22 protein-coding genes and 1 tRNA gene are annotated in these 22,094 nt (G+C 33.1%); 10 read left to right on the top strand and 13 right to left on the bottom strand.

Going from position 1 to position 22,094, the window contains the following annotated elements; translation table 11 throughout:
• Positions 1-18 precede the first annotated feature (18 nt).
• From F1Z66_RS04675 to F1Z66_RS04645, 7 genes are all read right to left on the bottom strand, one after another.
• Complete coding sequence (locus F1Z66_RS04675; RefSeq protein ID WP_149862446.1) at positions 19-1,011, bottom strand: aldo/keto reductase; 993 nt, start codon at positions 1,009-1,011, stop codon at positions 19-21.
• A complete protein-coding gene (locus F1Z66_RS04670; protein WP_149862445.1) occupies positions 1,011-1,889 on the bottom strand; it encodes a DUF1802 family protein in 879 nt (292 codons plus the stop codon). Before F1Z66_RS04670 ends, F1Z66_RS04675 begins: the two co-directional genes overlap by 1 nt.
• Positions 1,890-2,638: 749 nt before the next feature.
• Positions 2,639-3,529 (bottom strand): chlorite dismutase family protein, encoded by an 891-nt coding sequence (locus F1Z66_RS04665; RefSeq protein ID WP_230207454.1) that lies wholly within the window; start codon positions 3,527-3,529, stop codon positions 2,639-2,641.
• Between the two features lie 143 nt (positions 3,530-3,672).
• Complete coding sequence (locus F1Z66_RS04660; RefSeq protein ID WP_149862444.1) at positions 3,673-3,921, bottom strand: hypothetical protein; 249 nt, start codon at positions 3,919-3,921, stop codon at positions 3,673-3,675.
• A 674-nt stretch (positions 3,922-4,595) separates the two neighbouring features.
• Positions 4,596-5,378, bottom strand: a complete 783-nt coding sequence (gene sufC / locus F1Z66_RS04655) for a Fe-S cluster assembly ATPase SufC (protein ID WP_149862443.1) — start codon at positions 5,376-5,378, stop codon at positions 4,596-4,598.
• A gap of 167 nt (positions 5,379-5,545) precedes the next feature.
• Positions 5,546-6,109, bottom strand: a complete 564-nt coding sequence (locus F1Z66_RS04650; RefSeq protein ID WP_195907477.1) for a cupredoxin domain-containing protein — start codon at positions 6,107-6,109, stop codon at positions 5,546-5,548.
• 317 nt (positions 6,110-6,426) lie between these two features.
• A complete protein-coding gene (locus F1Z66_RS04645; RefSeq protein ID WP_149862441.1) occupies positions 6,427-7,050 on the bottom strand; it encodes a DNA replication complex subunit Gins51 in 624 nt (207 codons plus the stop codon).
• 133 nt (positions 7,051-7,183) lie between these two features.
• Between F1Z66_RS04645 and glnA the strand changes: the two genes are divergently transcribed.
• The 6 genes from glnA (at position 7,184) to F1Z66_RS04615 (ending at position 12,418) form a co-directional block, all read left to right on the top strand.
• Entirely contained in the window at positions 7,184-8,590 is a 1,407-nt protein-coding gene (glnA, locus tag F1Z66_RS04640) for a type I glutamate--ammonia ligase (RefSeq protein WP_195907481.1), read from the top strand.
• 84 nt (positions 8,591-8,674) lie between these two features.
• Positions 8,675-8,749 (top strand) — tRNA-Val (locus F1Z66_RS04635).
• Between the two features lie 318 nt (positions 8,750-9,067).
• The gene (locus F1Z66_RS04630; RefSeq protein WP_149862439.1) at positions 9,068-9,445 is read left to right on the top strand and encodes a hypothetical protein; all 378 of its coding nucleotides are present in this window, start codon (positions 9,068-9,070) and stop codon (positions 9,443-9,445) included.
• A 1,121-nt stretch (positions 9,446-10,566) separates the two neighbouring features.
• Positions 10,567-10,962, top strand: a complete 396-nt coding sequence (locus F1Z66_RS04625; RefSeq protein ID WP_149862438.1) for a cation transporter — start codon at positions 10,567-10,569, stop codon at positions 10,960-10,962.
• On the top strand, positions 10,922-11,380 hold the full coding sequence (locus tag F1Z66_RS04620; RefSeq protein ID WP_230207453.1) for a cation transporter: 459 nt from the start codon (positions 10,922-10,924) through the stop codon (positions 11,378-11,380). Before F1Z66_RS04625 ends, F1Z66_RS04620 begins: the two co-directional genes overlap by 41 nt.
• 414 nt (positions 11,381-11,794) lie before the next feature.
• Positions 11,795-12,418, top strand: a complete 624-nt coding sequence (locus F1Z66_RS04615) for an MEDS domain-containing protein (RefSeq protein WP_159357474.1) — start codon at positions 11,795-11,797, stop codon at positions 12,416-12,418.
• A gap of 580 nt (positions 12,419-12,998) precedes the next feature.
• Here the strand turns inward: F1Z66_RS04615 and F1Z66_RS04610 are convergent.
• The 4 genes from F1Z66_RS04610 to arsM (F1Z66_RS04595) form a co-directional block, all read right to left on the bottom strand.
• Positions 12,999-13,688 (bottom strand): MIP/aquaporin family protein, encoded by a 690-nt coding sequence (locus tag F1Z66_RS04610; RefSeq protein ID WP_149862435.1) that lies wholly within the window; start codon positions 13,686-13,688, stop codon positions 12,999-13,001.
• Between the two features lie 55 nt (positions 13,689-13,743).
• The gene (locus tag F1Z66_RS04605) at positions 13,744-14,196 is read right to left on the bottom strand and encodes an arsenate reductase ArsC (protein WP_149862434.1); all 453 of its coding nucleotides are present in this window, start codon (positions 14,194-14,196) and stop codon (positions 13,744-13,746) included.
• A 30-nt stretch (positions 14,197-14,226) separates the two neighbouring features.
• The gene (gene arsM / locus F1Z66_RS04600; RefSeq protein ID WP_149862433.1) at positions 14,227-15,027 is read right to left on the bottom strand and encodes an arsenite methyltransferase; all 801 of its coding nucleotides are present in this window, start codon (positions 15,025-15,027) and stop codon (positions 14,227-14,229) included.
• 149 nt (positions 15,028-15,176) lie between these two features.
• Complete coding sequence (gene arsM / locus F1Z66_RS04595; RefSeq protein ID WP_149862432.1) at positions 15,177-15,986, bottom strand: arsenite methyltransferase; 810 nt, start codon at positions 15,984-15,986, stop codon at positions 15,177-15,179.
• A 57-nt stretch (positions 15,987-16,043) separates the two neighbouring features.
• Here arsM (F1Z66_RS04595) and F1Z66_RS04590 point away from each other — a divergent pair, with 57 nt between their 5' ends.
• From F1Z66_RS04590 to F1Z66_RS04580, 3 genes are read left to right on the top strand one after another with little or no spacing between them, the layout of a single operon-like run.
• Positions 16,044-16,469 (top strand): winged helix-turn-helix transcriptional regulator, encoded by a 426-nt coding sequence (locus F1Z66_RS04590; RefSeq protein WP_230207452.1) that lies wholly within the window; start codon positions 16,044-16,046, stop codon positions 16,467-16,469.
• A 32-nt stretch (positions 16,470-16,501) separates the two neighbouring features.
• Entirely contained in the window at positions 16,502-16,876 is a 375-nt protein-coding gene (locus F1Z66_RS04585) for a YnfA family protein (protein WP_201448578.1), read from the top strand.
• A complete protein-coding gene (locus tag F1Z66_RS04580; protein WP_201448577.1) occupies positions 16,854-17,213 on the top strand; it encodes a YnfA family protein in 360 nt (119 codons plus the stop codon). The genes F1Z66_RS04585 and F1Z66_RS04580 overlap by 23 nt, the downstream gene beginning before the upstream one ends.
• Positions 17,214-17,229: 16 nt before the next feature.
• Here the strand turns inward: F1Z66_RS04580 and F1Z66_RS04575 are convergent, their stop codons facing one another.
• Complete coding sequence (locus F1Z66_RS04575) at positions 17,230-18,510, bottom strand: MFS transporter (RefSeq protein ID WP_201448576.1); 1,281 nt, start codon at positions 18,508-18,510, stop codon at positions 17,230-17,232.
• A 256-nt stretch (positions 18,511-18,766) separates the two neighbouring features.
• On the opposite strand from F1Z66_RS04575, the gene F1Z66_RS04570 reads away from it, so the two are divergent.
• A complete protein-coding gene (locus F1Z66_RS04570; protein ID WP_149862431.1) occupies positions 18,767-19,051 on the top strand; it encodes a hypothetical protein in 285 nt (94 codons plus the stop codon).
• Between the two features lie 1,227 nt (positions 19,052-20,278).
• On the opposite strand, the gene F1Z66_RS04565 is transcribed toward F1Z66_RS04570, so the two are convergent.
• Complete coding sequence (locus F1Z66_RS04565; protein WP_195907476.1) at positions 20,279-21,994, bottom strand: hypothetical protein; 1,716 nt, start codon at positions 21,992-21,994, stop codon at positions 20,279-20,281.
• Between the last annotated feature and the right edge of the window lie 100 nt (positions 21,995-22,094).

The following is a 22,094-nucleotide window of genomic DNA, read 5'->3' as shown; positions in this document are numbered from 1 at the left end:
GAAAATAAAAATAATTAGTTATGCCACCAATTTTGGCTCATCAAAGTTATTTTCATACATTTTTTCTATTTGGTTTTTCTCATTTTCACTCAAATAGTTTCCATCAGATATCTGAGCAAAAAGATCAATCTCTTCAAGACTCGTCACTGTGGGTAAAAGCACAGAGATTTCTTTTTGAGATAAGATATATTTCATAGAGATCTCGGTAATATTCCATCCGTGTGCATCAGCTATAGGTTTGAGCTTTTCTATTTTCTTCATTGCCTGTACAATCCACTCTCTTTTCCTGTTGTTTCTATGATCATTTTTATCAAAAACCGTCTTCTCGTTGACTTTGCCTGTTAAAACACCAGAAGCATCCGGTACTCTAACCATAATGCCCACCGAATTATGCTTCTTATTAACTGCATTAAAAAATACTCTACCTGGATCCTGTTCTAAAATATTGTAAACTGTCTGCAAGCATACAATATTTCTATTTTCTATTGCATACAGTCCTTCCTTTTCCCATCCAATTGCAGGACCTAGTGCAACCCCATGACTCTTGATCTCACCGGTTTTTACAAATTCGTCTAATCTGTTAAATAAGGCATCATTTTCAATTGCATCCATCTTAGGATTATGTAAACTATAAACATCGACAAAATCAGTTTCCAATCTCTTTAGACTCTCAGATAATGCGTATTCTAGAAATTCGGTATTATGTTTTTGAGGAATCTCACCGTGACCTACTTGTCGTTCGCCATACATATCGTATCCCCATTTCGTGGAATAGATAACCTCATTACGCATATCTTTAAAGGCCTTTGCCAAAAGTTTCTCACTTTTTCCTTTGCCATACATGTCTGCAGTTTCAAAAAAGTTGATGCCCAAGTCATATGCATGTTTTAGCATCTTTATTGACTCATCTTCCTCTAATTTTTTCCCCCACCAATCTAAAGCCAATGTCCAAGTGCCAAAACCAATTTCACTTACCTTCATCCCGGTATTTCCCAAATTGCGATATTTCATTAAATTACACTCCTCACTTTTTCAGATAATCTATTGAATTTATCGTCGTCTATACAAGGTTTACTAATGGACCTTAGATAATCAAATGGATTATTGGGCAGGTTATGTTCAAAATATGCACTTAGGTCCTGGTCATGTGAATCAATTTGAATCCAAGATTTGCAGCCAACCCACTGGGGTTTATTTACCATTTGAATGGGTTTGTTCAATTTGTATGCTCTAAGCAATAGCATGTATAGGGGTTTTTTTGGATTATAGTTAAAGCGCATTTTAAGATAATCTTCGGTCCAAATTTGAAACTGCTCTAATTCCTTTAGACTATCTAAACTCGGAACTTCTTTAAAATAAGTTATTTCAACAAATGAAGAAATTTCGGTAATATTGTTGCTGCTGCTGTTTGATACGTCAGCATTATTATTAGAAGCATTATTTTCTCTTTCCAATTGATCCAGTGCGGTCTGATACTCTGGTCGAACAGACTCTTTGGTTTGATGCTCAAATGTAGGGAATAAGAAAAAATTCTTGAATTTTAGCTCAAAACCCTTTCGGAATTCCATTATCCCACCCTTTCTAAATAACAAAACCTGATCTCCTTCCTCGATGGCCTTACAAACAATAGCCCATTCCTTTAGGGCACCAAAGAAATCATTTTCTGGCTGCAATGACGATTGTTTACCTGCACTACTGCCATTGCTTAAGTTATGGTATATCCTGTCATTGTGGGAATGGGGTGAGGAGGAGGATGGACTACTAGAAGCGTTAGAAGATGTCGAAGGCAAACTTTCAGAATGGACGGTATTATTATGCATTGACAATAAGGATCTCCCGATGTAATCAAAATTGTTCATGACATCACCTAATAGAGAATTAGAAACCATACAAGCACCTGTATTTACAGTTCACTTTGATTCTAAATAAATTTTGTTAACTTTATTTGAACTACTAATGACTGCTTCCTTCCTTTCATCTTGCTTCCCGGTAAATTTTGACTGGTATTACCCATATTCCAACCTGCCTAAATCGATATCCAATGTTTTACTTGGTTTTTTGTCGTCTGAAACTCTGTGTGGGCATCGTTTGATTCCGTGTGGAATTTATCCACACGGGATATATAATCATAATCAAAAATTATTTTCGACATAAGGTGAAACCTTATCATGGATTTAAGATTTTACTACATTATTTGTAATTGGCTGCAAAATATTCGACATTTTGTAAAACCGGATAACAAGAAACAATTTTTGTTTTATTCGATAGGTAGTAGACTACGCAATATATCATACATTGTTTTGGTTTTGTTGTATTTTTATTAATATATTAATATATTAAATTGTATATCAGAGATAATATATCAATAGTATTGTCATTATTATTGCTTCACAGTTTTAATTTTTCTGGGTAAAATACCTGTGTCACTTGAGACACAAAAGTAGAATTAATCACCCTTAATATATCTATATAACGAATTATATATAAGCATATTGAGATTGTGGATAAATACTATTAGTCAGAGTCATACAATTCAAATTATAAACAATACATTAATTCAAAAAATTAATTTATTGCTGATAAATGATTCAGCAAACTCAATCATGTATCCTTCATTCTCATTCTTTAGACAAGATTGTTATCCCAAGCTCTTTACAATGTCATCTATATTCTTTCTAACGCAAGGAATCATAGGAGTATCTTTGACTATATATCTACTGACTTCAGTTTCCCGTAGTTCCATGATAAGGTTTTGAAATTCTGAAAGTGAGTTTGTTTCAAATGCTAACATAAAGTCTTGATCATCTATACCGAATGAATAGGTGGTATTTAGCAAAATTCCAGGATACTTTCTCCCAACCTGGATGTGCTCATCCATCATCTCTTTTCTTTTTTCAAAGGGCAAGAGATACCAGTCCCGAGATTTAATGAATGGATACACCACTACATATTGCAACGGATCTCCATCTAGTTCATATCCACGTTTGATTTGATTCGAATATACGGACTTTCGAGTCAAAGAGAGATAGGTAGAAGTTGGTTCGATGTATTTTCCCAAGATCGTAGTATAAATCTTTGAAGCAAGTACCTGAATGTTTTCTAGAGATTGTGAAATGGTCCAAATCATAAATTCACTTTCATGTCGTAATCCCAAGGTAGAATACGTTCTAATTTTCATTCTCTTACTTGCTGCATCAAGTAATTCAGAAAATTCACGTGATGCTTCATCTTTACCCATCTCATTAAGCCAGCGCCATTTCGGATCGACCTTATAAAATGTAAATGTGAAAAAAACTTCAGGATTGTCATTTTTTTTGATATTTGTTTCACCAACAGAGTGACTGTGATTATTAAGTTGAGCACCATTATCAGTGACTGTAGTAGATATAGGATTGGAAGAAGGATTGCGGATAGATTCGTTATCGGTGTTTTTGTCAGAAGAGGAAAGAAGAGAATTATGGGTATTATTATTTTGATTAGCATTAGATAAACCATTAGTTTCTGTCGAATCCTTGTTCTTTTTTCTCATGATTTTCTTGGGATTTTAAATTAATAAATAGTTTAACATGTCTACTGGAGAACAGATTTTCCTCCCAAGATGTCATTGTTATTTCAAAATAGATAGTTTATTTGATATTTGAAATGATTTATTATTTATCTAAAGGTTACAAATTATTCATAAACTGAGGAGTGATTTCTTTGTGACGGATTCAAATACTTTAACCCCCTATTAGATACATTATTTTTATTCATAACTTTTTTCTTTTTATACTTGTCATTAGGTTCACCATCATTCATCTGTTCAATAGAGTTATTTTTGGGATCATTTACTGTTTGAATAGATTGTGGATCCATCTCATTTAGAAAGGTTCCATAACCCACTTTTTTATCATTTTTTAGTATTCTAATTTTCTTTATCATTTCAACTCAATTTTCAAATCAAACACTACCCGCTTGTTTAGTCCTTTCCTATACATCAATGGTACGAGTTTGTGTGCTTATAATACAATACAAGAAATAAATATTATGATTCGGGTAGATGCCTTGTTGTAATATCTAGCTCTGTGAGTCTGAGCTTTGACAGAACACATTGAAAGTCCAGTCAAAGCAGATAGATTATTTGGATTAGGAGGTAGGGAGTTGTCAGTTTTTTACTGCTATTGTTATTGTTATTGTTATTGTTTCAATTGCTGACGATCATAACAATACAGGTTTTAGAAAAAAATGTAAAAATGCAAGATATAAGATATAAGATATAAGATATAAGATATAAGATATAAGATATAAGATATAAGATATAAGATATAAGATACCAAACTATTAAAATAGACCGGAAATTTCGCAATCTTGACAAAATTCTTATATACAAACATATTTTACGGATACAAGAGTATTTAGTTAAGACAGTTTAGAATATTCTGTCTCTTTATCCTGTATTGGTTATTGATTTCTCATCATCCTTATTTATGGCGCTCTACGCAAGCAACATATCATTTTGCATGTATTGGTTGACAAACAAGAAATGAAATTAAGACTGGCAGATCCTTATCTTTTGGCCTTACTCGAACTTCTAATGCTCAAAGAAAAGAAGGAAATTACTTGGTATCGTCAGATAGTCCTAACCATGCATAGCCTTTAGATTCCAGTTCTTCTGAAAGTTCCTTGCCTGCTGTTTTTATAATTTTTCCCTTTGACATGACATGTACCTTATCAAGTTTATTGAGATATCGCAAGATCCTAGCATAGTGTGTGATAACTATTACGCCTGCACCCGTTTCTATGAGTTTATTTATGGCCTCAGCCACAGCTTTTACCGCATCAATATCTAACCCCGAATCGGGTTCATCCAGTATTGCCAAATTGGGTCTTAGAACTAGCATCTGCATTACTTCAGACCTCTTCTTTTCTCCACCTGAAAATCCTTCATTTAAATATCTACTTAAAAAGCTTGGATCCAATCCAACATTATCCAAATTTCGTTTCAGATACTCATGGAACTCTTTTACCGTAATGAATACCTCACGATCTTTTTGCTCTTCACCGAGGGATTTGCTTAGTAAATTATATGCATTACGTAAAAAGTGACTGTAACCCACACCAGAAACTTCGGTAGGGTATTGGAATCCTAGAAATAGCCCTTTCTTTGCCCTTTCGTCTGTCTTCAGGTCGACTATACTTTCATCGTTTACAAGTATATCACCTGAAGTTACAGAATACCGTGGATGTCCAAGCAAAACATTTGCCAAGGTACTTTTTCCTGAGCCATTTAATCCCATAATGGCATGGACTTCACCTTTGTTTACTTCTAAATTAACACCGTTTAGAATTTTTTTATCATCAATATTGACATTTAGATCTTTTATCGTTAAGAAAGACATAAAATTTTATGTACGAATACATTATATAAATATTCGTCAGAATAACGCTGTTATAATTATAAAATTTATATGACATATATATTAATATTAAATGTATTATAATAAATCTGATATTTTTATGAAATTATTAAAAAAATAAATGCAAAGAAATTAAATTTTTAAAGAAATTAGGTAATTGTGATTTTTCCTTGCATGAAGGGGTGAACAGTACAATGATAATCGTGTTCGCCTGCACCTATTTTTTCTGCCGGGACACTAGCCTTATCACCTGCCATTATGATTCCTGTATCGAATAATTTACCGCTTTCAGGGTCGGAGGGTCCAGCTCCGCTAGTTGCTGTGTGAGGGACAGTATCGTCGTTAACCCATGTAACTAATGCATCACTTGAAGCAGATCCAGGATTAGGATCGTATGATGGATTACCCTGTGTAGAAGAACCCTTTAAGATTTTAATTTCAACTTTATTGGCATATGCAGACTCATCTACTGCTGCACCTGCTGCACCTGCTGCAGCATCTTCAGAAGCCGTGGCCTCAGGTGGTAATTCTTGTCGGTAAATAGAATCAACAACGCCGGATTTTGGAGTAACCGCTCCGAATGCATAAAAGGTAACTATCCCAGTTATAACTGCCAACACCATTAGTGCAATAAATGCTCTCTTGTCGGTCTTATCAGCCATTTTGACAAGAAAATGTATTGGATCGCCCCTATTAATGTCTTTTATGTACAAAGTCAAAAATTCAGTTTATTGACAAGATTCTGATTATATATTATCAAGGAACTAATCGAATGATATAACTTTTATTCCTGATATTTTCATTCCTACGAGATAATGCTTAGTCGGAGGGAACGGATCAATTGCAGCATATGCAATGAAAAGATAGGCGATTTCAAATATGAACCAATGAAGCAATGGAACGTTTCAGGAGTTTTATGTAGCAAATGTTATTCAAAAAAAATTGCTGAATATTATATAGGAAAAACTCAAGAGGACAAAAAAATCTAAGCAAACGCCAACTAAAATCTGTGTATTCATCTGACCACCTACTAGACCATTCTACGTATTTCTCTAGCTTTATTATTTTCTATCATAGATCTTGCATTTTCGAATGGCAAAATCGCCACATCGTCTTTTTTGTATGGACCATAATTACTCATATTTACTCCAACAAATTTATCCATCGAATCAAGAAACCTTACAAGGACGAAATTTTCCTTTACCGAAGAAACAATTCTTTCTAGAGTTTTTGGTTTACCTTTAAGCAACATTTTCAAAATAACTTCAATTCGCTTTTCTCTTTCTCGATTGCCAAAGAATACATATTTTTCTTCGTCAGTAAGGTTGGAATAGTCAAATACATCTGATGAGGAATTGGAGCTGTTAAAAATTTTCTTGCATCTTATAGTAAAAAGCAAAGTAGTTAATTTGGTAAGAACAATTATCAAATTGGATTTAATTTCTGCAGATATTTCCTTGGTGGTATCATCCTCGTCTGGTAGTTCTAGATAATCTACTTCACTTTGTTCATTTAGCAAGTAAATTAGTTTGGCTATATTTTGATAAAGATTCTGAGGAATAGGTTGGGGTCCATTGGGAAGCTGAATTTCCTTTTTTAAAATATTATGAATTTCATCTATGGTTATCAGATTTTGTGTCTCATCTTGGTCCATCAGCTTCACCTTAGTTATCTATACATGATAAGCTTAATTAGAGGTTTTTATTTTACTATATCGATTATTTCATTTGCCTTATAAAGTCATAGATGGTAAAATAGAATCATTAAATTTTACCGCAGAACAAATTATGATGAGATTAAAGGATGAGGAAATTAAATTTCTAGATTTACAATTTACAGGTTTGACTGGTAGGTTCCATCACACGACAATGGCCGCAAATATGTTTAAAAAAGAAGATTTCGAGTACGGATTGCCAAAGTTAGATGGTTCTTCAATTAGAGGTTTTACTGAAATCCATGAATCCGATCTGATAATAAGACCTGATCCCTCAACTTACGCGATTATTCCTTGGATAGAAGAATACAAAACTGCAAGACTGATTTGCGATATATTGGGAGGCGGCGAAAATAGAACCCAGTTCAAAAAGGATCCGAGAGGTATTGCTCGAAGAGCCGAAGAATATGTTAAAGCACAGGGATTCCACAATTCGTTTTGGGGTCCAGAGGTAGAATTTTTTGTTTTTGACAAGTTAGAAGTAAATACAATGACACCTTATAGATCACAAAGTTATAGCATAAGCTCCAAGGAGGCCCCATGGTCCACAGAAGGCGTAGGCTATGCATTGAGACTAAAGGAAGGTTATTTGCCCAGTGCCCCAGGCGATACCTTAATGCAGTATCGCAACCAATGTGTTGATGTTTTGAGTAACAATTTTGGAATTATTTGTGATGCACATCATCATGAAGTTGCTACGGCTGGACAGTGTGAAATCGATATCAGATTTGATACTTTGGTAAATGCTGCTGACTCTGTACAAAGCTATAAATACATTGTAAAAAACATTGCAAAAAAACAGGGCAAAATAGCTACTATGATGCCCAAACCAATTGCACTTGACAATGGTTCAGGTATGCATGTAAATGTTAGTTTGTGGGATGATCAGAAAAATCTCTTTTACGATATTAACGACTCTTATGCGGAAATGTCGCAGTTGGCCAGATACTTTGCTGCTGGAATTTTAAATCATGCATCGGCCTTGGCTGCAATTGTTGCACCAACCACCAATTCTTATAGAAGGCTGGTACCAGGATACGAAGCTCCCGTTTACATAGCATGGAGTACTGGCAATAGGTCTGCAATAATTAGAAATCCTGCACATTATAAAGGAGAAAGATTTGCGCATATGAAGAGAATAGAATTCAGAGCTCCTGACCCGTCTTGTAATCCATATTTGGCATTTTCAGCCATAATTTCAGCTGGTTTGGACGGAATAAAGAAAAAGACAGCTATTCCTGACCCAATAGATGAAGATATATTCAAGATGTCACCTCAACGCAGACGAGAACTTGGAATCAGACAATTACCACCATCTCTTAGAGAAGCATATGAAGAGCTAAATATAGATAGAGAATTTCTAAAGCCAATATTTGATGATGAAATCATTGATTCTATAATTTTACAAGAGGCAAAAGACCATCAAGAAGTTACTATACGACCTCATCCTCACGAATTCTCCATTTATGCTGATGTTTAAATATATACTTGACAAAAAGGGCCGATTGTCAAGTTAAAACAAAGGTTAATAACACTGGCTTAATACAGTTCTAAATAATTTTTCGGAGGGGTTGTCTAGACTGGTTAGGATACCTGCCTTACACGCAGGTGGTCATGGGTTCAAATCCCATCCCCTCCATTCCATTCACGGGTTTACACATAATATTTTTATCTTAAAAAAGCAAAGTTTTTGTCAGTCATCTCAAGAATGTCAATAGAAGAAAAATATAAAGGTCGATCTATACACAATTTCAATAGCAATAATTGTAGTAGTTCTCACATTGTTGAGCTTACTCTAACTCAAACAACTTTGTCCAATAAACTGCCTTATACGCAGAGATAAAAAATTATACAAAGTGGAAAATCGAATAGGAAAATCTACACTAAAAATATATTAATAAATGATCACATTTTCAAAACGATACAATATACCTCAAAAACACCTATGTTGACAATTGTGTTATCGTTAGGATTTCTAATAACAACCTCCTCTCTTATTTCGACAGTTAGTGCTCAGAGTGGGATGGATGAACTAGTCACTCAGTTAAAAAATGATGGAGATGTGCTAAAAGCCGAGATAGCAAACACCAATTTATTTAAAACTGGATTAGCTGAGGGTTTGATTAGCAAGGTATATTATTACGAGGGCAGAGTAACAGCCTGGGGTGGTGGTACCTGGGCATATCTACATGATGTCCAAGATGCGCTAATTGCAAAGATTAAGGCTACAGGACAAGAAGGATTTACCGTGTCAGAACAAGCATCGATTAATTCATTTGCAACCCACGCGTCCCAGAGCAAGATAGATCATCCAATCACTAACGTATTTGGTTAGACCGACCAAATTACAATTTATTATATTATATTATATTATATTATATTATATTTTGTTTTTCAAGTCGCATTATTGATTCTGCAGTTTTAATTTGATTCGATTTTATTTAGTATAATGATTAATAAACTAGAGTAATGTAAGAGATCATTTTTTACTCGACCTTGTAAATAAAATAGAGCAAACTGACAACTCATCTCTCAAAGTAGGATTCAGTTGACAATCCGCCCTATAATGAAGTTCTTCTAGATATCAGGTATACTTACCTGGCTCGCCCTAACGCAGTTTGGTATACAAAAGCAATAGCAATATTTTCAATATATGAATATTTATTATTTTGTTATAACTTTCCTTGATACTTTGCTTACTCGACAGATCTTAATACTTTTCCACATTTATTGAATTATTTTGCATAATTAAAGTCTAAGGCTTCACAATCTAGGCATTTACTGTTCATTCTATTGTCAAATTCTGTTTGAATTCAATCAGACACTATAGATTTTAAATTATTTGATATTACATCTATACTGTTTTGCAAGTTGCTCCAAGAAATATGGCAGTAAATGGATTAGCGGCTAAGTGATATTTGTTATCCTCAGGTTTTTTAATACTAAGTGAAATCTGTGCGAATTCTTCATCGGGCAAATCAAACAGATTTGTCGAGTAAATTTTATCCAGATTTTTCTCTATTGTGGTAAAGAAGTAGTGTTCTTGAGTAATTTTTTTATACCAGGTGACAATTTTTTTCTGATCTCTTCGGTAGGCATTTGAAATGTTTTTAGAAATGAAGTTATATAAAATACTCAGAATTTATATATACCAAAACAGCCTCTATGCAATTTTTTCATTTTTTATTGTAATTAATCTCGGAATCTATTTAAGATATTCATAAAAAATTCTTATATACATAATAATGCTTTATATTGTGAACGAATGTAATCTCTGTGCACTTTTTATAGCCAAATATATCAGGATAGTTTTATTAAAATCCAAATGAATTAAGTTTTCTAATAAATAGAATAATTACAAAACTAAGTTACTACTTGATAATATTTTGATGAAGTTTTTGTAAATTTTTCACACATAAGGATTATAAGATCGAGACCACTTAAAAGGATCAACTTTTGAGCAAATATTTGGCCTTTGAAGAAGGAAAAAAGGCTGCTTGGTCATCTATTTGGACTTTATTAGGTATTGGTGTTGCCGAAGTTGTAATATCTACAACTACAGGTAGTTTAACCTTACTAGCTGATGGTCTTGATTCTCTAGCTGATTCTCTAGTTTCATTCATAGTCTGGTTTGGGATAACTATGATCCAAAAACCCAAATCAAAACTGTTTCATTATGGGTATGGGAAAATAGAAAGTTTTGCAGCGTTTATCGCAGCAATAATCGTTATAATTTTAGGTATCTTTATTTGCTTATCATGCTTACGAAAGAATACTTCATCCGGTAGAATCTATAAATCCAGAAATCACTATGATTACATTACTTGCAGCAGGTGCCATATCACTTCATAGAGCCTTTAGGGTCAGAAGCATTGCAAAAAAATACAATCTTATATCTTTAAATCTTGATGCAAAGAACTCGATTAAAGACGGATCAGCATCATTCGTTGGATTTGGAAGTGTATTAGCAGGATACTTTGGGATTCCATACATGGATGCTGTTGGTGGACTAATTATCGCAGGATATATTTTCTTTATGGCTTACGTTGCATTAAGGGAATCCACATTGGTTTTACTTGATGCAGTTAACAATCCCACGCTAAGTACTGAAATTATAAAATATGTCCATGAAAAATTCCAATTATACAGTTCTGATGTTAGAATCAGACCTCTAGGACATTTGATAGAATCCCAAGTATATGTCAAAATAGATCCCACATTGACGCTTGACAATACATTACGGATTACTGATGAAGAAGTCTGTTTCTGAGAAATTCAATATAAAAGAGGTAATTGTAATTCCCGTCATCCCTTCATCTTAAATTCAGAAATACACTATGGTTATGCGTGGAGGTAAAATAAATCACTATTATTTTTGTTTTTCTAAATTGGTAACTCTAACATTTTAATATGAGAAACGGATTTATTCTTCTACGCAATATAAAAGGTCTGAATAGTTTGTTTTTACAGATATTACCATCTAGAAATACAAAATTATCTGATCCACTGTTCCAGCACGGTGTTAATTCAAAAACTTTGGTTTGCTATTTTGTGTTTTTTTATCTATTGCATTAAATTCAATGAATTTGTAAATAATCTCAACAAAAAAAGTCATTTTTTAAAGTAGATCTCAATATATGGCAAAATTATGAAGTTATTATAGTTTTTTATACAAGGATTAAAGTTGGGTGTCAACAAGTCTGGTTATTATGATTCTAATTCCAATATTATCTCAACTACCGTAGATAATGCTATAAATTCTATTTTAGATTCTTTATCTGGACTACATGCATTAGTTGTTTATTCAGACAGGTCGAAATTAAAAGATTTGTGGTCCTTGTACGCAAAGAAAAGTATTGAGGAAAAAAATGAATTGGTTTGTGTTGCACCATTCTATGATACAATTGATTCTGTAAGAAATTCCTTATCTGGAGGAGAAGTGTCAATCGATGTAGCAAAATACGAAAAGGAAGAAAAGTCGTTGATACTTGTTGACTCTTTAGAAAAATATTACAATGCAAATTCCAATCATGTATTGGATTTAAAGTCCTTATTGAAGGCTAATAATGAATTAGTAGAGTATGCCAATTCTTTGAACAAAAAAGGAGTGTCTATTTTAGGTGATGCTGGTGCATTTTTGTTTAAAGATCATATACAAAGTCTGATTGATTACGAATCTTCTCTCCCTGCTGAATTTGACGCAAATCTTAGGGGAATATGTTTATACCACCAGAAAGATTTTGACAGATTATCTGTAGATCAGAAAAAAAAGATTATAGATCACCATAAAATCGCAATTAAAATTTAAGATACGTTACATATGCATCAGAACTAAAATCCTAAAATATAGAGTAAACGATTTGACTAATGAAATTACGGCTCTTGATAACACAGTTACGATCAACAAGGTTTGGAGTGAATGGAAATCACAATGTCACAATTTGAGAGAGTGATACACTAATCTTATTTTCCTAAAGAAAGCGAGACAATACACGGTATTCGAGCAGGAGAAGATCTCAAATTCTTAATCGAACGGTTAATAACATGAAAAAGTCAAACCCATGATTGCCTGACACGTGAACAAATCTCATCCCTTCCTTTTTGTATATAATTCCTTGACAATAGAATATCAATATATGTGGATTATGCTTGAAAGACGCAGATTCGAGTTCCTCTTTATTAATATGTGTTGTAATTTTTATCAATTAATCTCTCGCCATTTTAGAAAGACAGTTAAAGTAATATATTGCAGAATAATCTTAATCAACTCTAATATTTAATATTCATCTTATTACATGTACTTCAAATATTATCTATATGAAAGAACGTGTTGAATGAGAGGACCAGATTCTGGATATGACTACTAGTGGATAATATTTGTTATTCATTCAAACCTTTTTTCTATATATTGATGCAATAACAGAGGTACCCACAAATGTTGCAGTCCAGTACAACCATAGATTAGTCCATATTCCAGATAATAATGCCGGAGCAAGTGAACGAGCAGGATTCATAGATGCTCCTGAAATAAAAGCAAAAAAAAATATGTCTAATCCAACAATACCTCCAATAGCGACACCTCCAAATCCTTTCAAGCCTTTTGTGTAAACTACTGTCAGTATTACTGCCATCAAAAGAGCTGAAGCTACAACTTCAATTCCAAATATTAGTGGTAAAGGATATGAATAATTTGGTGCATTAGCACCCAAATTTGCCTCATGACCTATTATGATACTCACAAAAAGACTTGCAAGGAAGGCACCAACAATCTCAGCTAAAAGGTAAAAACCTAGTAGTTTTTTTGTGATATGTTTTGATATCCAAAACCCTACAGATACGGCAGGGTTAAAATGAGCCATAGAAATTTTTCCAAAAAGATAAACCCCTATTGCAACACCTACAAAAGGAGCAAATGCAATAAAAGGTAGTCCAAGAATACCATTTAATTTTGCATCGATAACTACTGAACTTGTAGCTAAAACCACAACTATAAACGTTCCCGTGAGTTCTGCAAGAAATCTTTTTTGGTTAACAGTCAGTCTGTCAACTACAGATTCAAAAATAGATTGCTTTGACATGACTATTCGTTAGTTACGTTTGGGTATGACTTTAACTGATTTGGATAGACATATTTTAAATTGGAATCTTATTATTTCGGGCAGATTCAATTACTTCCAATACTCTTCTTTCAATTTCATCTCTTATTTCTCTCACTTTCTCTATTGGTCTATCTTGTGGGTCTTCAATACCCCAATCTATAACTTTTGGAACATATAAAGCAGGACAGAACTTGTCATCCATACAGCCCATATTGATAATAGCTGTTGCATTTCCCATCATATCTTCTGTCAGATCCTTAGGTTTTTGTTTGCTAACGTCTATTCCAACTTCCTCCATTACCTCTACTGCAATTTGATTAATTTGAGAAGTAGGAACCGTACCTGCACTAATAGGCTCGTAGCCTTTTGGAGCATATTTTCTAAAAAAACCTTCAGACATCTGACTTCTTCCAGCATTTTGAACACATACAAAAAGGACAGTTTTTACATCTTTGTCATGATCTCGTTTTCCAAATGAAAATGTCATCTAAATCACTCCTTTGTCTCGCTAATCTTTTTACTCTTTAACTGCCTTGATAGAAATACTAGTGATTTGTCTTTTTTCTTGATCCTCTTTGTCTTCTAATTCCATGTATAATTTTTTATCTAATATCTCAATGTTGGTAAAACCCGCTTTTTTAATACTATCAATATAGTGTTCCTTTGTTAGTGCACCATCGATACAATTACACCAATTGTCTGTATTTACAGAATCTCCATCAATTTCTTTGGAGGTGACCAAATCTGATATGACCATTTTTCCTTTTCCTTCAGGTTTAAGGATTCGGTAAATTTCTCTAAAAGTACATTCCTTATTGGTTGTCAGATTAATAACACAGTTACTTATAACTAAATCCACAGAATTATCTTCAACCGGTATTCTTTTCTCAATATCACCATATCTAAATTCGACCTTTTTATATCCATATTTATCAGCGTTTTCTCTTGCTTTTTGGAGCATATTTTCTGTCATATCGATTCCAATAACCTTTCCACTTTCTTTCACAAGATTGGCTGCAAGAAATACATCAATACCTGCTCCAGAACCTAAGTCAACTACGGTATCACCTTCGTCAATATCTGCAAATATAGTAGGGTTTCCACAACCTACTCCTAATACTGAGGATTCGGGAATGAGCTTCAATTTGTCAGGATCATATCCAACAGCCTTTGATGATTCAAACGGAGTTAAGAAAATTTCAGACGGAGTACCACAGCAATCACTACAGGGCATACAACATGAATTAGAATTACCATCCAAAGCAATTTTTCCATATTGCTCTTTGATTTTATCTTTTAATTGTAATGGTTTACCCATAGATATAGGTTTACTAGAAAAACTATTTAAGTTGGTAAGAGAAATGGGGTAAACTAAGTGAAGTTACAGAAACTAAAAGAAGGATGTCTAAAAAAGGGTTTATTTGAAATTATTCATTTAATTTGTGCAAGAAGTTCGTATCCGCTTATTCAATTTTTAAATGCCTTTACAGTAATACTTGTTATATTCCTAGTCTTCTTTTCAATGTCCTCATTTAGATCCTCAACTACGTTACCTAGTCTCTCCTCTAAGATCTCGATGCTAGTAAAACCCGCTTTCTTAATACTGTCCAAATAATTATCTTTTGTTAAAGCTCCGTCAATGCAGCCACACCAATTAGCCTCGTTGATTAACGCCTTTTCTACTTCTCTGGAGGTCACTACATCTGAGATTATCAATTTTCCTACTCCATTTGGTTTTAAGATTCTATGAATTTCTTTGAATGTGTTGACCTTATCTTCTGTTAAGTTGATAACACAATTGCTAATAACTACATCGACAGAATTATCCTCTACTGGAATTTTTTCCTCTATATCACCCTTCCTAAACTCTACGTTCTGGTATCCGTGAATTTGGGCGTTTTTTCTTGCCTTCTCTAACATAGCGTCTGTTAAATCGATACCGATGACCTTTCCTTTTTCTTTGACGATATTTGCGGCTAAAAATACATCAATACCTGCTCCAGAACCTAAGTCGACTACTATATCACCATCTTTAAGATGAGCGAAGGTGGATGGATTACCACAACCCAAACCTAGGATAGACGACTTAGGAATGGAATTCAAATCGTTCTGATTGTACCCGACTATTTTTGATGATTCTATTGGTGAAACTACCGCTGTCTCACTGGTGCCGCAACATCCAGAAGATGAAGAACGACATGTTAGCGAACCATCTGCTAATGCTATTGTTCCATATTGCTCCTTAATCTTGTTTTTTATATTTGATTGTTTACTCATTACCTTTAGTTTACTAGGTAAACTATATAAATTGGTAAGAGTAAAAGAGTAAAGTAAGTGAAATCACAGAAACCAAAAGAAAAGGAACATGCCAAAACAACCATAAAATTATCGAAGCTACCAATACTTGAGGACGATAATAATCCTTGCAATTTCTATGGTTATGATATTGAAAGTTTAATGAAAGAAACATCTCAATTGAGAAGTATAATTACTAAAAGAGGAACTCTAGAAATCTTGATACCACTATGTTGTTCCACTGATCCTGTAAGATATGTCACATTTAGAAAATCAATGAAAGGTTTCAGTAGTAAGACTCTTACAATACGTTTGAAAGAACTAGAAAAGAGTGGCATTCTAAACAGACAATCCTTTAATGAGATTCCACCTCGAGTAGAGTATAGATTAACTCCAAAGGGACAAGAACTTGTTGGATCGATAATCAACCTGCTTCAATGGATGAGAAAATGGTCAAACAAATAATAATCATTAAATTGAAAAACTAACTGAGTTTATTGATTAGGTTTAAAGATATCCTGTACTCTTTATTCTTCTTCTTTATTGCAGGGTTATGTGAAATTGGTGGAGGATATCTTGTATGGTTGTGGTTAAGAGAAAGTTATAGTTGGATTTTTGGTGTACTAGGAGGATTTGTATTGTTTATGTACGGAGTGATTCCGACCTTTCAAAAAACTCATTTTCATAGAACCTATGCAACATACGGAGGAATTTTTATCATAATGGCTATTAGTTGGGGTTATTTTTTTGAAAGAATAATTCCTGATATGTACGATATAATTGGAATTATAGTTGCTGTGATAGGTGTAATTATCATATTCTATTATCCACGTAAAGAGAAAGAAAAAATTGGTATCGATTCCTCCAATTGATCATAGCTTCACATTAATTCTTTCCACAGTAGGTCTTTTTGTATTTGCTGCATTGTTGGAAATAGGTGGGGGATATCTTGTATGGCTTTGGTTAAAAGAGAGAAAAAGAATCAGTTTTGGATTAATCGGAGGTGTCTTTCTCTTTATTTATGGAATAATTCCAACACTTCAACCATCTAATTTTGGTAGAGTATATGCAGCATATGGTGGAATATTTGTGGTTATGGCAATTGCTTGGGGTTTGCTTATAGATAAGAAAAGACCCGATAGATATGAGATTATTGGAGGAACAATTGTGCTAATAGGTACTGCAATAATTTTTTATGCCCCTAGATAGTGAAATATTTAAAATCTCATGTTTTGATTTCCTTCATTAATAATATAACAACAATACCGGACGCTACTCCAATCCATGCAACTATTTGAATTGCAATAAACATATCAAATAAATCAGAGATGAATCCGATTACAATCGCTCCAATAACAAATCCCATGTCTCTCCAAAATCTGTATACTCCTAAGGAAGTAGCTCTCCAGTTAGGATGTGCTATATCACTAATTGCTGCCAGTAAAGTCGGATACACCAAAGCCGTTCCTAAGCCTAAAAATGACATTCCTACAACCCAGCCAAAGAACTCTTGCGAATATAGTATTGTCCATATTCCTATGCTCTGTATAAACAGTCCTGGAAATACGAGAATTTTCCGTCCTACTTTGTCCGACAGAAATCCTGTCGCAAGTTGCACTATACCCCAAATTCCTGGATGCAGTGCCTTCAATAATCCGATATCATTTGTGCCTAGTCCGTATGATGAAAAATATAAAGTAAACAAACCCCATGAAACTCCAAATATCAAATTATTTACTAGTCCAGCTTGACTAATTGCTAACAAAGAACGGTTTTTCCAAGAAGTTTGTAAAAATACTTTAACAAACCCCAAATTCCTGTTTACATTACCATTATTGATTTCTAAGGTCTTATTTTCATCTTGAGTTTTCATTTCTAAAAAAGTAAATTCTCTCGTATCCTTCACTATTAACCAAGAAATCAACAGTCCGAGAACAACAAAAGTAAATCCAAGATAAAACGGATAGGGTTTTAACCCGTACATAGAGGCGAGATATCCGGTTATAAAACCTACAATAGCTACTGCAAAGTATCCTGAAAACTCATTGAATCCAAGTGCAAATCCTCTTTTCTCTTTTCCTACAAGATCTATCTTCATATTTACAGTCATAGACCAAGCCAAGCCCTGATTGATACCGAGAAAGATGTTTGCTATTATTATCCAGTTCCAATCCGGTGCTGCCAATAATAAAACAGGAACAGGTATTCCAAACAGCCATCCAAGGATTAACACATTTTTCCTACCCCATTTGTCAGAGATTTTACCCGCAAAAAGATTCAGAATTGCCTTTACTAGTCCAAAGCTTGCGATAAAAGACACTATCAGAGCGTTTGATTGAATATCGAATTCCTTTGCTCCAATGAGAGGAACCACGGTTTGTTCTAATCCAATCATAGACCCAACGAAAGCATTGACCAACACGAGAACTAAGAACTGCTTGATGTTTGGACGTAAACCAAGTTTAATCGGTTTGTCGTTGTTATCCGTATACTCATCGCTAGTCAATCAATATTTACCTAACCTTAAACTTTAGCAAAGTATAATCTAAAAAGAAATAGCAAATTTTAAATATATTTGGATTTATTACAATTTAGAATAATTTGCTAGACTTTCTTCCTTGAATTTTTCTGTTTAGTATTTTTTTTAGTTCGTGATCTAATTGTCATTGTTAATTAAACTTCAGTGGGTTTATTTCCAATTTGATTGCCTACAGCTAAACAAATTCTAAGAAACTCTAAAATTGTTCGGAAAGATGAAAATAATGAAAAAGAAATCAAAAATTAGGGTATTAAAAGATAACCAGAAAAGTGATGATAGTTATACATTCGTAACAAATGATATCGGTTTGTCTTCTATTCAAAATGCAAAAACCTATCTAAACAGTAAGAAAGCAGAAGATAATACTGGAGCGACAGATGTAGATAATCAGAATAAAATTCATAAGAAGAAAAAGGTATTAACAAATGAGGATGTTAGAAAGGAAAGTTCCAAAGGTCTAAAATTCAATAATCCTTCGCAAAGAAATCATTCTTCTATATATGAATAATTGCCAAGCCGTCTGAAAAACATCTGGAATTTTCGACAGACTCTAGCCAAACTCAGATTTAAACGGTGAATACTACATCATCTTAATTCTTTTGTGATTTATTCAATGACCTATATGCTCTGTTGATTGATATGTCATAAATTGATTAATAGAACTCATAGACTTAGTTATTTGTAAATAATAACAAGATCGAGCCATTTTCTTAAATTTTGTTTCTGCCTAATTAAGTATAAACCCGTGAATGCAAGAAACGGATTGAAATCCCATCCCCTACGTGGTAGTCATTAGTAGTGACGCAGAGTTTTTTAATTTAATAAATTAGTAAATGCTGAATACTACCACTTACACTATCGCTGTCACTTCTGATAATGACAAGCAAATAAAGGAGTTAGAGAAAAGTATTAATCTAATAATTGCCGAATCTTTACCTTATTACAAATCCATTTTTAAAGCATTTGTAGTTAATAAATTCAAAAAAATACAAATGAGGGCTCTAACTAAGCTATTATATCATTATTGTGTTTACATACAAATAGATTCAACCAATTTATCACACGATTTAGTTTGAAATTCTTTACTCTGTAAGGAAAGTAGTCATCGAAACTTTCAGTTCTGTCCTTTATGTACTGCATCTTTTTCTTTTTATCCCCTGGGCTCTTCTCTTATTTGCCAAAAAAAGAATAGATATAGTGTTTCAGATTCAAAACCCTGCAAATCATTTTTGGGTGCCAGGCTCTTTCACCGTCGGTGAAAACTGGATAATGCTTTCGATGTACTCTGACTAAACCAGCAAGCAAGGAATCTTTGGACAACAAACATGTTTCTTTTCTTGGACATTGTTAGCAAAAAAGAGTGCGAGAATTTCCTTACTTTTTTTAGGCTCTATTGCTATCCAAAGCCAATATGTATTCTGAGTCAGTCTTGATCAAGGTTTCATCTATACAATGAATTTAGAAATCCTTTTACTTTATGTGGATATTTTTAGAGGATGGTATTTTATATCTAGTTCCACTTTTTGGCAAATAAAACATGGTTTTGCTTTATGAAATAAGATAGTCTCTCAGAGGTTCTCCCAAGCCTAAGATATAGTCCTGAAAAATACAAAAACTGCCCAAATAGACATATTCTGGAGGCGTTTTATTTCTGGTGAGCAAACATGGAATAAAATATCTTCAAGCTATATCATTTTATTAGGTTAACAGAGCCGATCCTATTGAATGGACTGCACTAAATTGTTGTTAGATATTCCTTTGTTTTAGCGAGGATCTCTTTGTCGTTATCCGAAACTATAAGGAAAATATCAAATTTCAACAGCAAGTTAATTATCAGCTGATCAGGCTCATTTAAGGAAATTACAATAGGAGTAATATTCTCAGATCCACTATGCAGTGTTTCGATATGATATAGCAACTCTATATTATATTCTAAATGTGATGTCAGAATAACAAAGATCATTGTTTGATCTGCTTTTCTTGCTACCAAATCAAAGAATGTTTCTGTTGTGACATTCTTGTTTGATTTTTCATTATAAGAAACATTGTAACCTGATTGGGTGAGATAATCACTTAATCTTTGTAAGATAAAAAAATTCCTTTTGAATTCCATTTCAAACAATGGATTAATATCATATCTATATACCGTTTTCAGTTTTCCTTGTATATATGTAAATGGCCCGAAGTCGCAGAAATTGCATCTATAATTTGTAAAGGGAGTCGTAAAAAATGCAGAACACTTTTGACAATGGTAGGAGGGCTCTTTGATACAGTCATCCAAAATAGAAATTTTTTTATTACACCCAGGACAATAAAAATTGTTTCCTACTGCGAAGACATGTTTAAGACCCGCATAATTACAACTTCTATGAATAAATACTTCATTGTACTTTGTAAATAACAGATTATCACATGAATTGCACTGATAATTCAGATCGAGATCAATAGAATCACAATTAGGACAAACCAAAACATTTTTGACTTTTTGTTTAATCAAAAATCTTTCCTTTACCAAAGAATCTATCATATCTGAATTTGATTTTATCAACTCATTGATCTTCAAATCATAAGATTCTTTAATTGCATGATTCATATCAATCTCATTTGTAAAAAAACTTCTTACTCTTTGAAAAATTGGTAATTCAGTTAACAGCATATCACTTAGGACTACCCTCGTATTTGGGTTTTCCAAAACAGGTCTCAGTAAAATTTTCTTTTTTTCCTTGGTCCAGTCCACATATATTCGATGTAGTGTTTTTACCAAGTATTTTACCGCCATTTCATCTAATGATATTATTTTTTTTATCCCAAGTTTGGCTGCTTTTAAAACTAGATGTAAATAACCGGCTCTGTAAAAAATTGCTATAGGAATGGTTTTGGAGTATCCCATAATAAAATCCTCAGTTAATGTACTATCTTCCAAAATATCACAAACTACAATATCAAAAATAGTCGTGTGCATGATGTCAAAAGCTTTGTTGTAATTTTGAATTACAGTTAAATCAATAGAAGTATCGACATTTTTTAAGATAAGGTTAGAGAGAAATTCATCGGCGGATATTAACAGGACTTTTAAATTCTTTGTATAAATAAAATCCTTTTCATCTGCTTTCATAATATTATAATTCATCTTGATTTCTTCAATCAAATCCAAATCCAATACATGATTTTGAAAGCTTATGTCATCTTTTATTTTTTTTAAACTTCTGGTAAGAATATCCAGAATTATCGATGAGCTTAAATGTCCTGCTACTAATGAGTCAACTATATACGTTATTTTATCTGTAATAATTTGAATATTTGAATGATCCTCTAGTTTAGAATAAGAAATAATCTGGTCAAGTTCATGGCGTAGTTTTTTATAATTTTCATATGAAGGATTATCAAGCAAAATAAAACATTCATCAATAGATCGTGTAATAAACTTACTATATTCATCCGAATATTGCATGAAGTATAAATTTTGATTCTACTTTTATTTAAATGATTAATTTTTGCCAACATAATTTCTTACACGAATTAACTTTGTCTTGTTTCTGTAACCATAAATG

The organism is Candidatus Nitrosocosmicus agrestis (assembly GCF_008389435.1).
Classification (GTDB): domain Archaea; phylum Thermoproteota; class Nitrososphaeria; order Nitrososphaerales; family Nitrososphaeraceae; genus Nitrosocosmicus; species Nitrosocosmicus agrestis.
The sequence above is the reverse complement of the archived record's forward strand: the minus strand, read 5'-3'. Positions and strand labels throughout refer to the sequence as shown.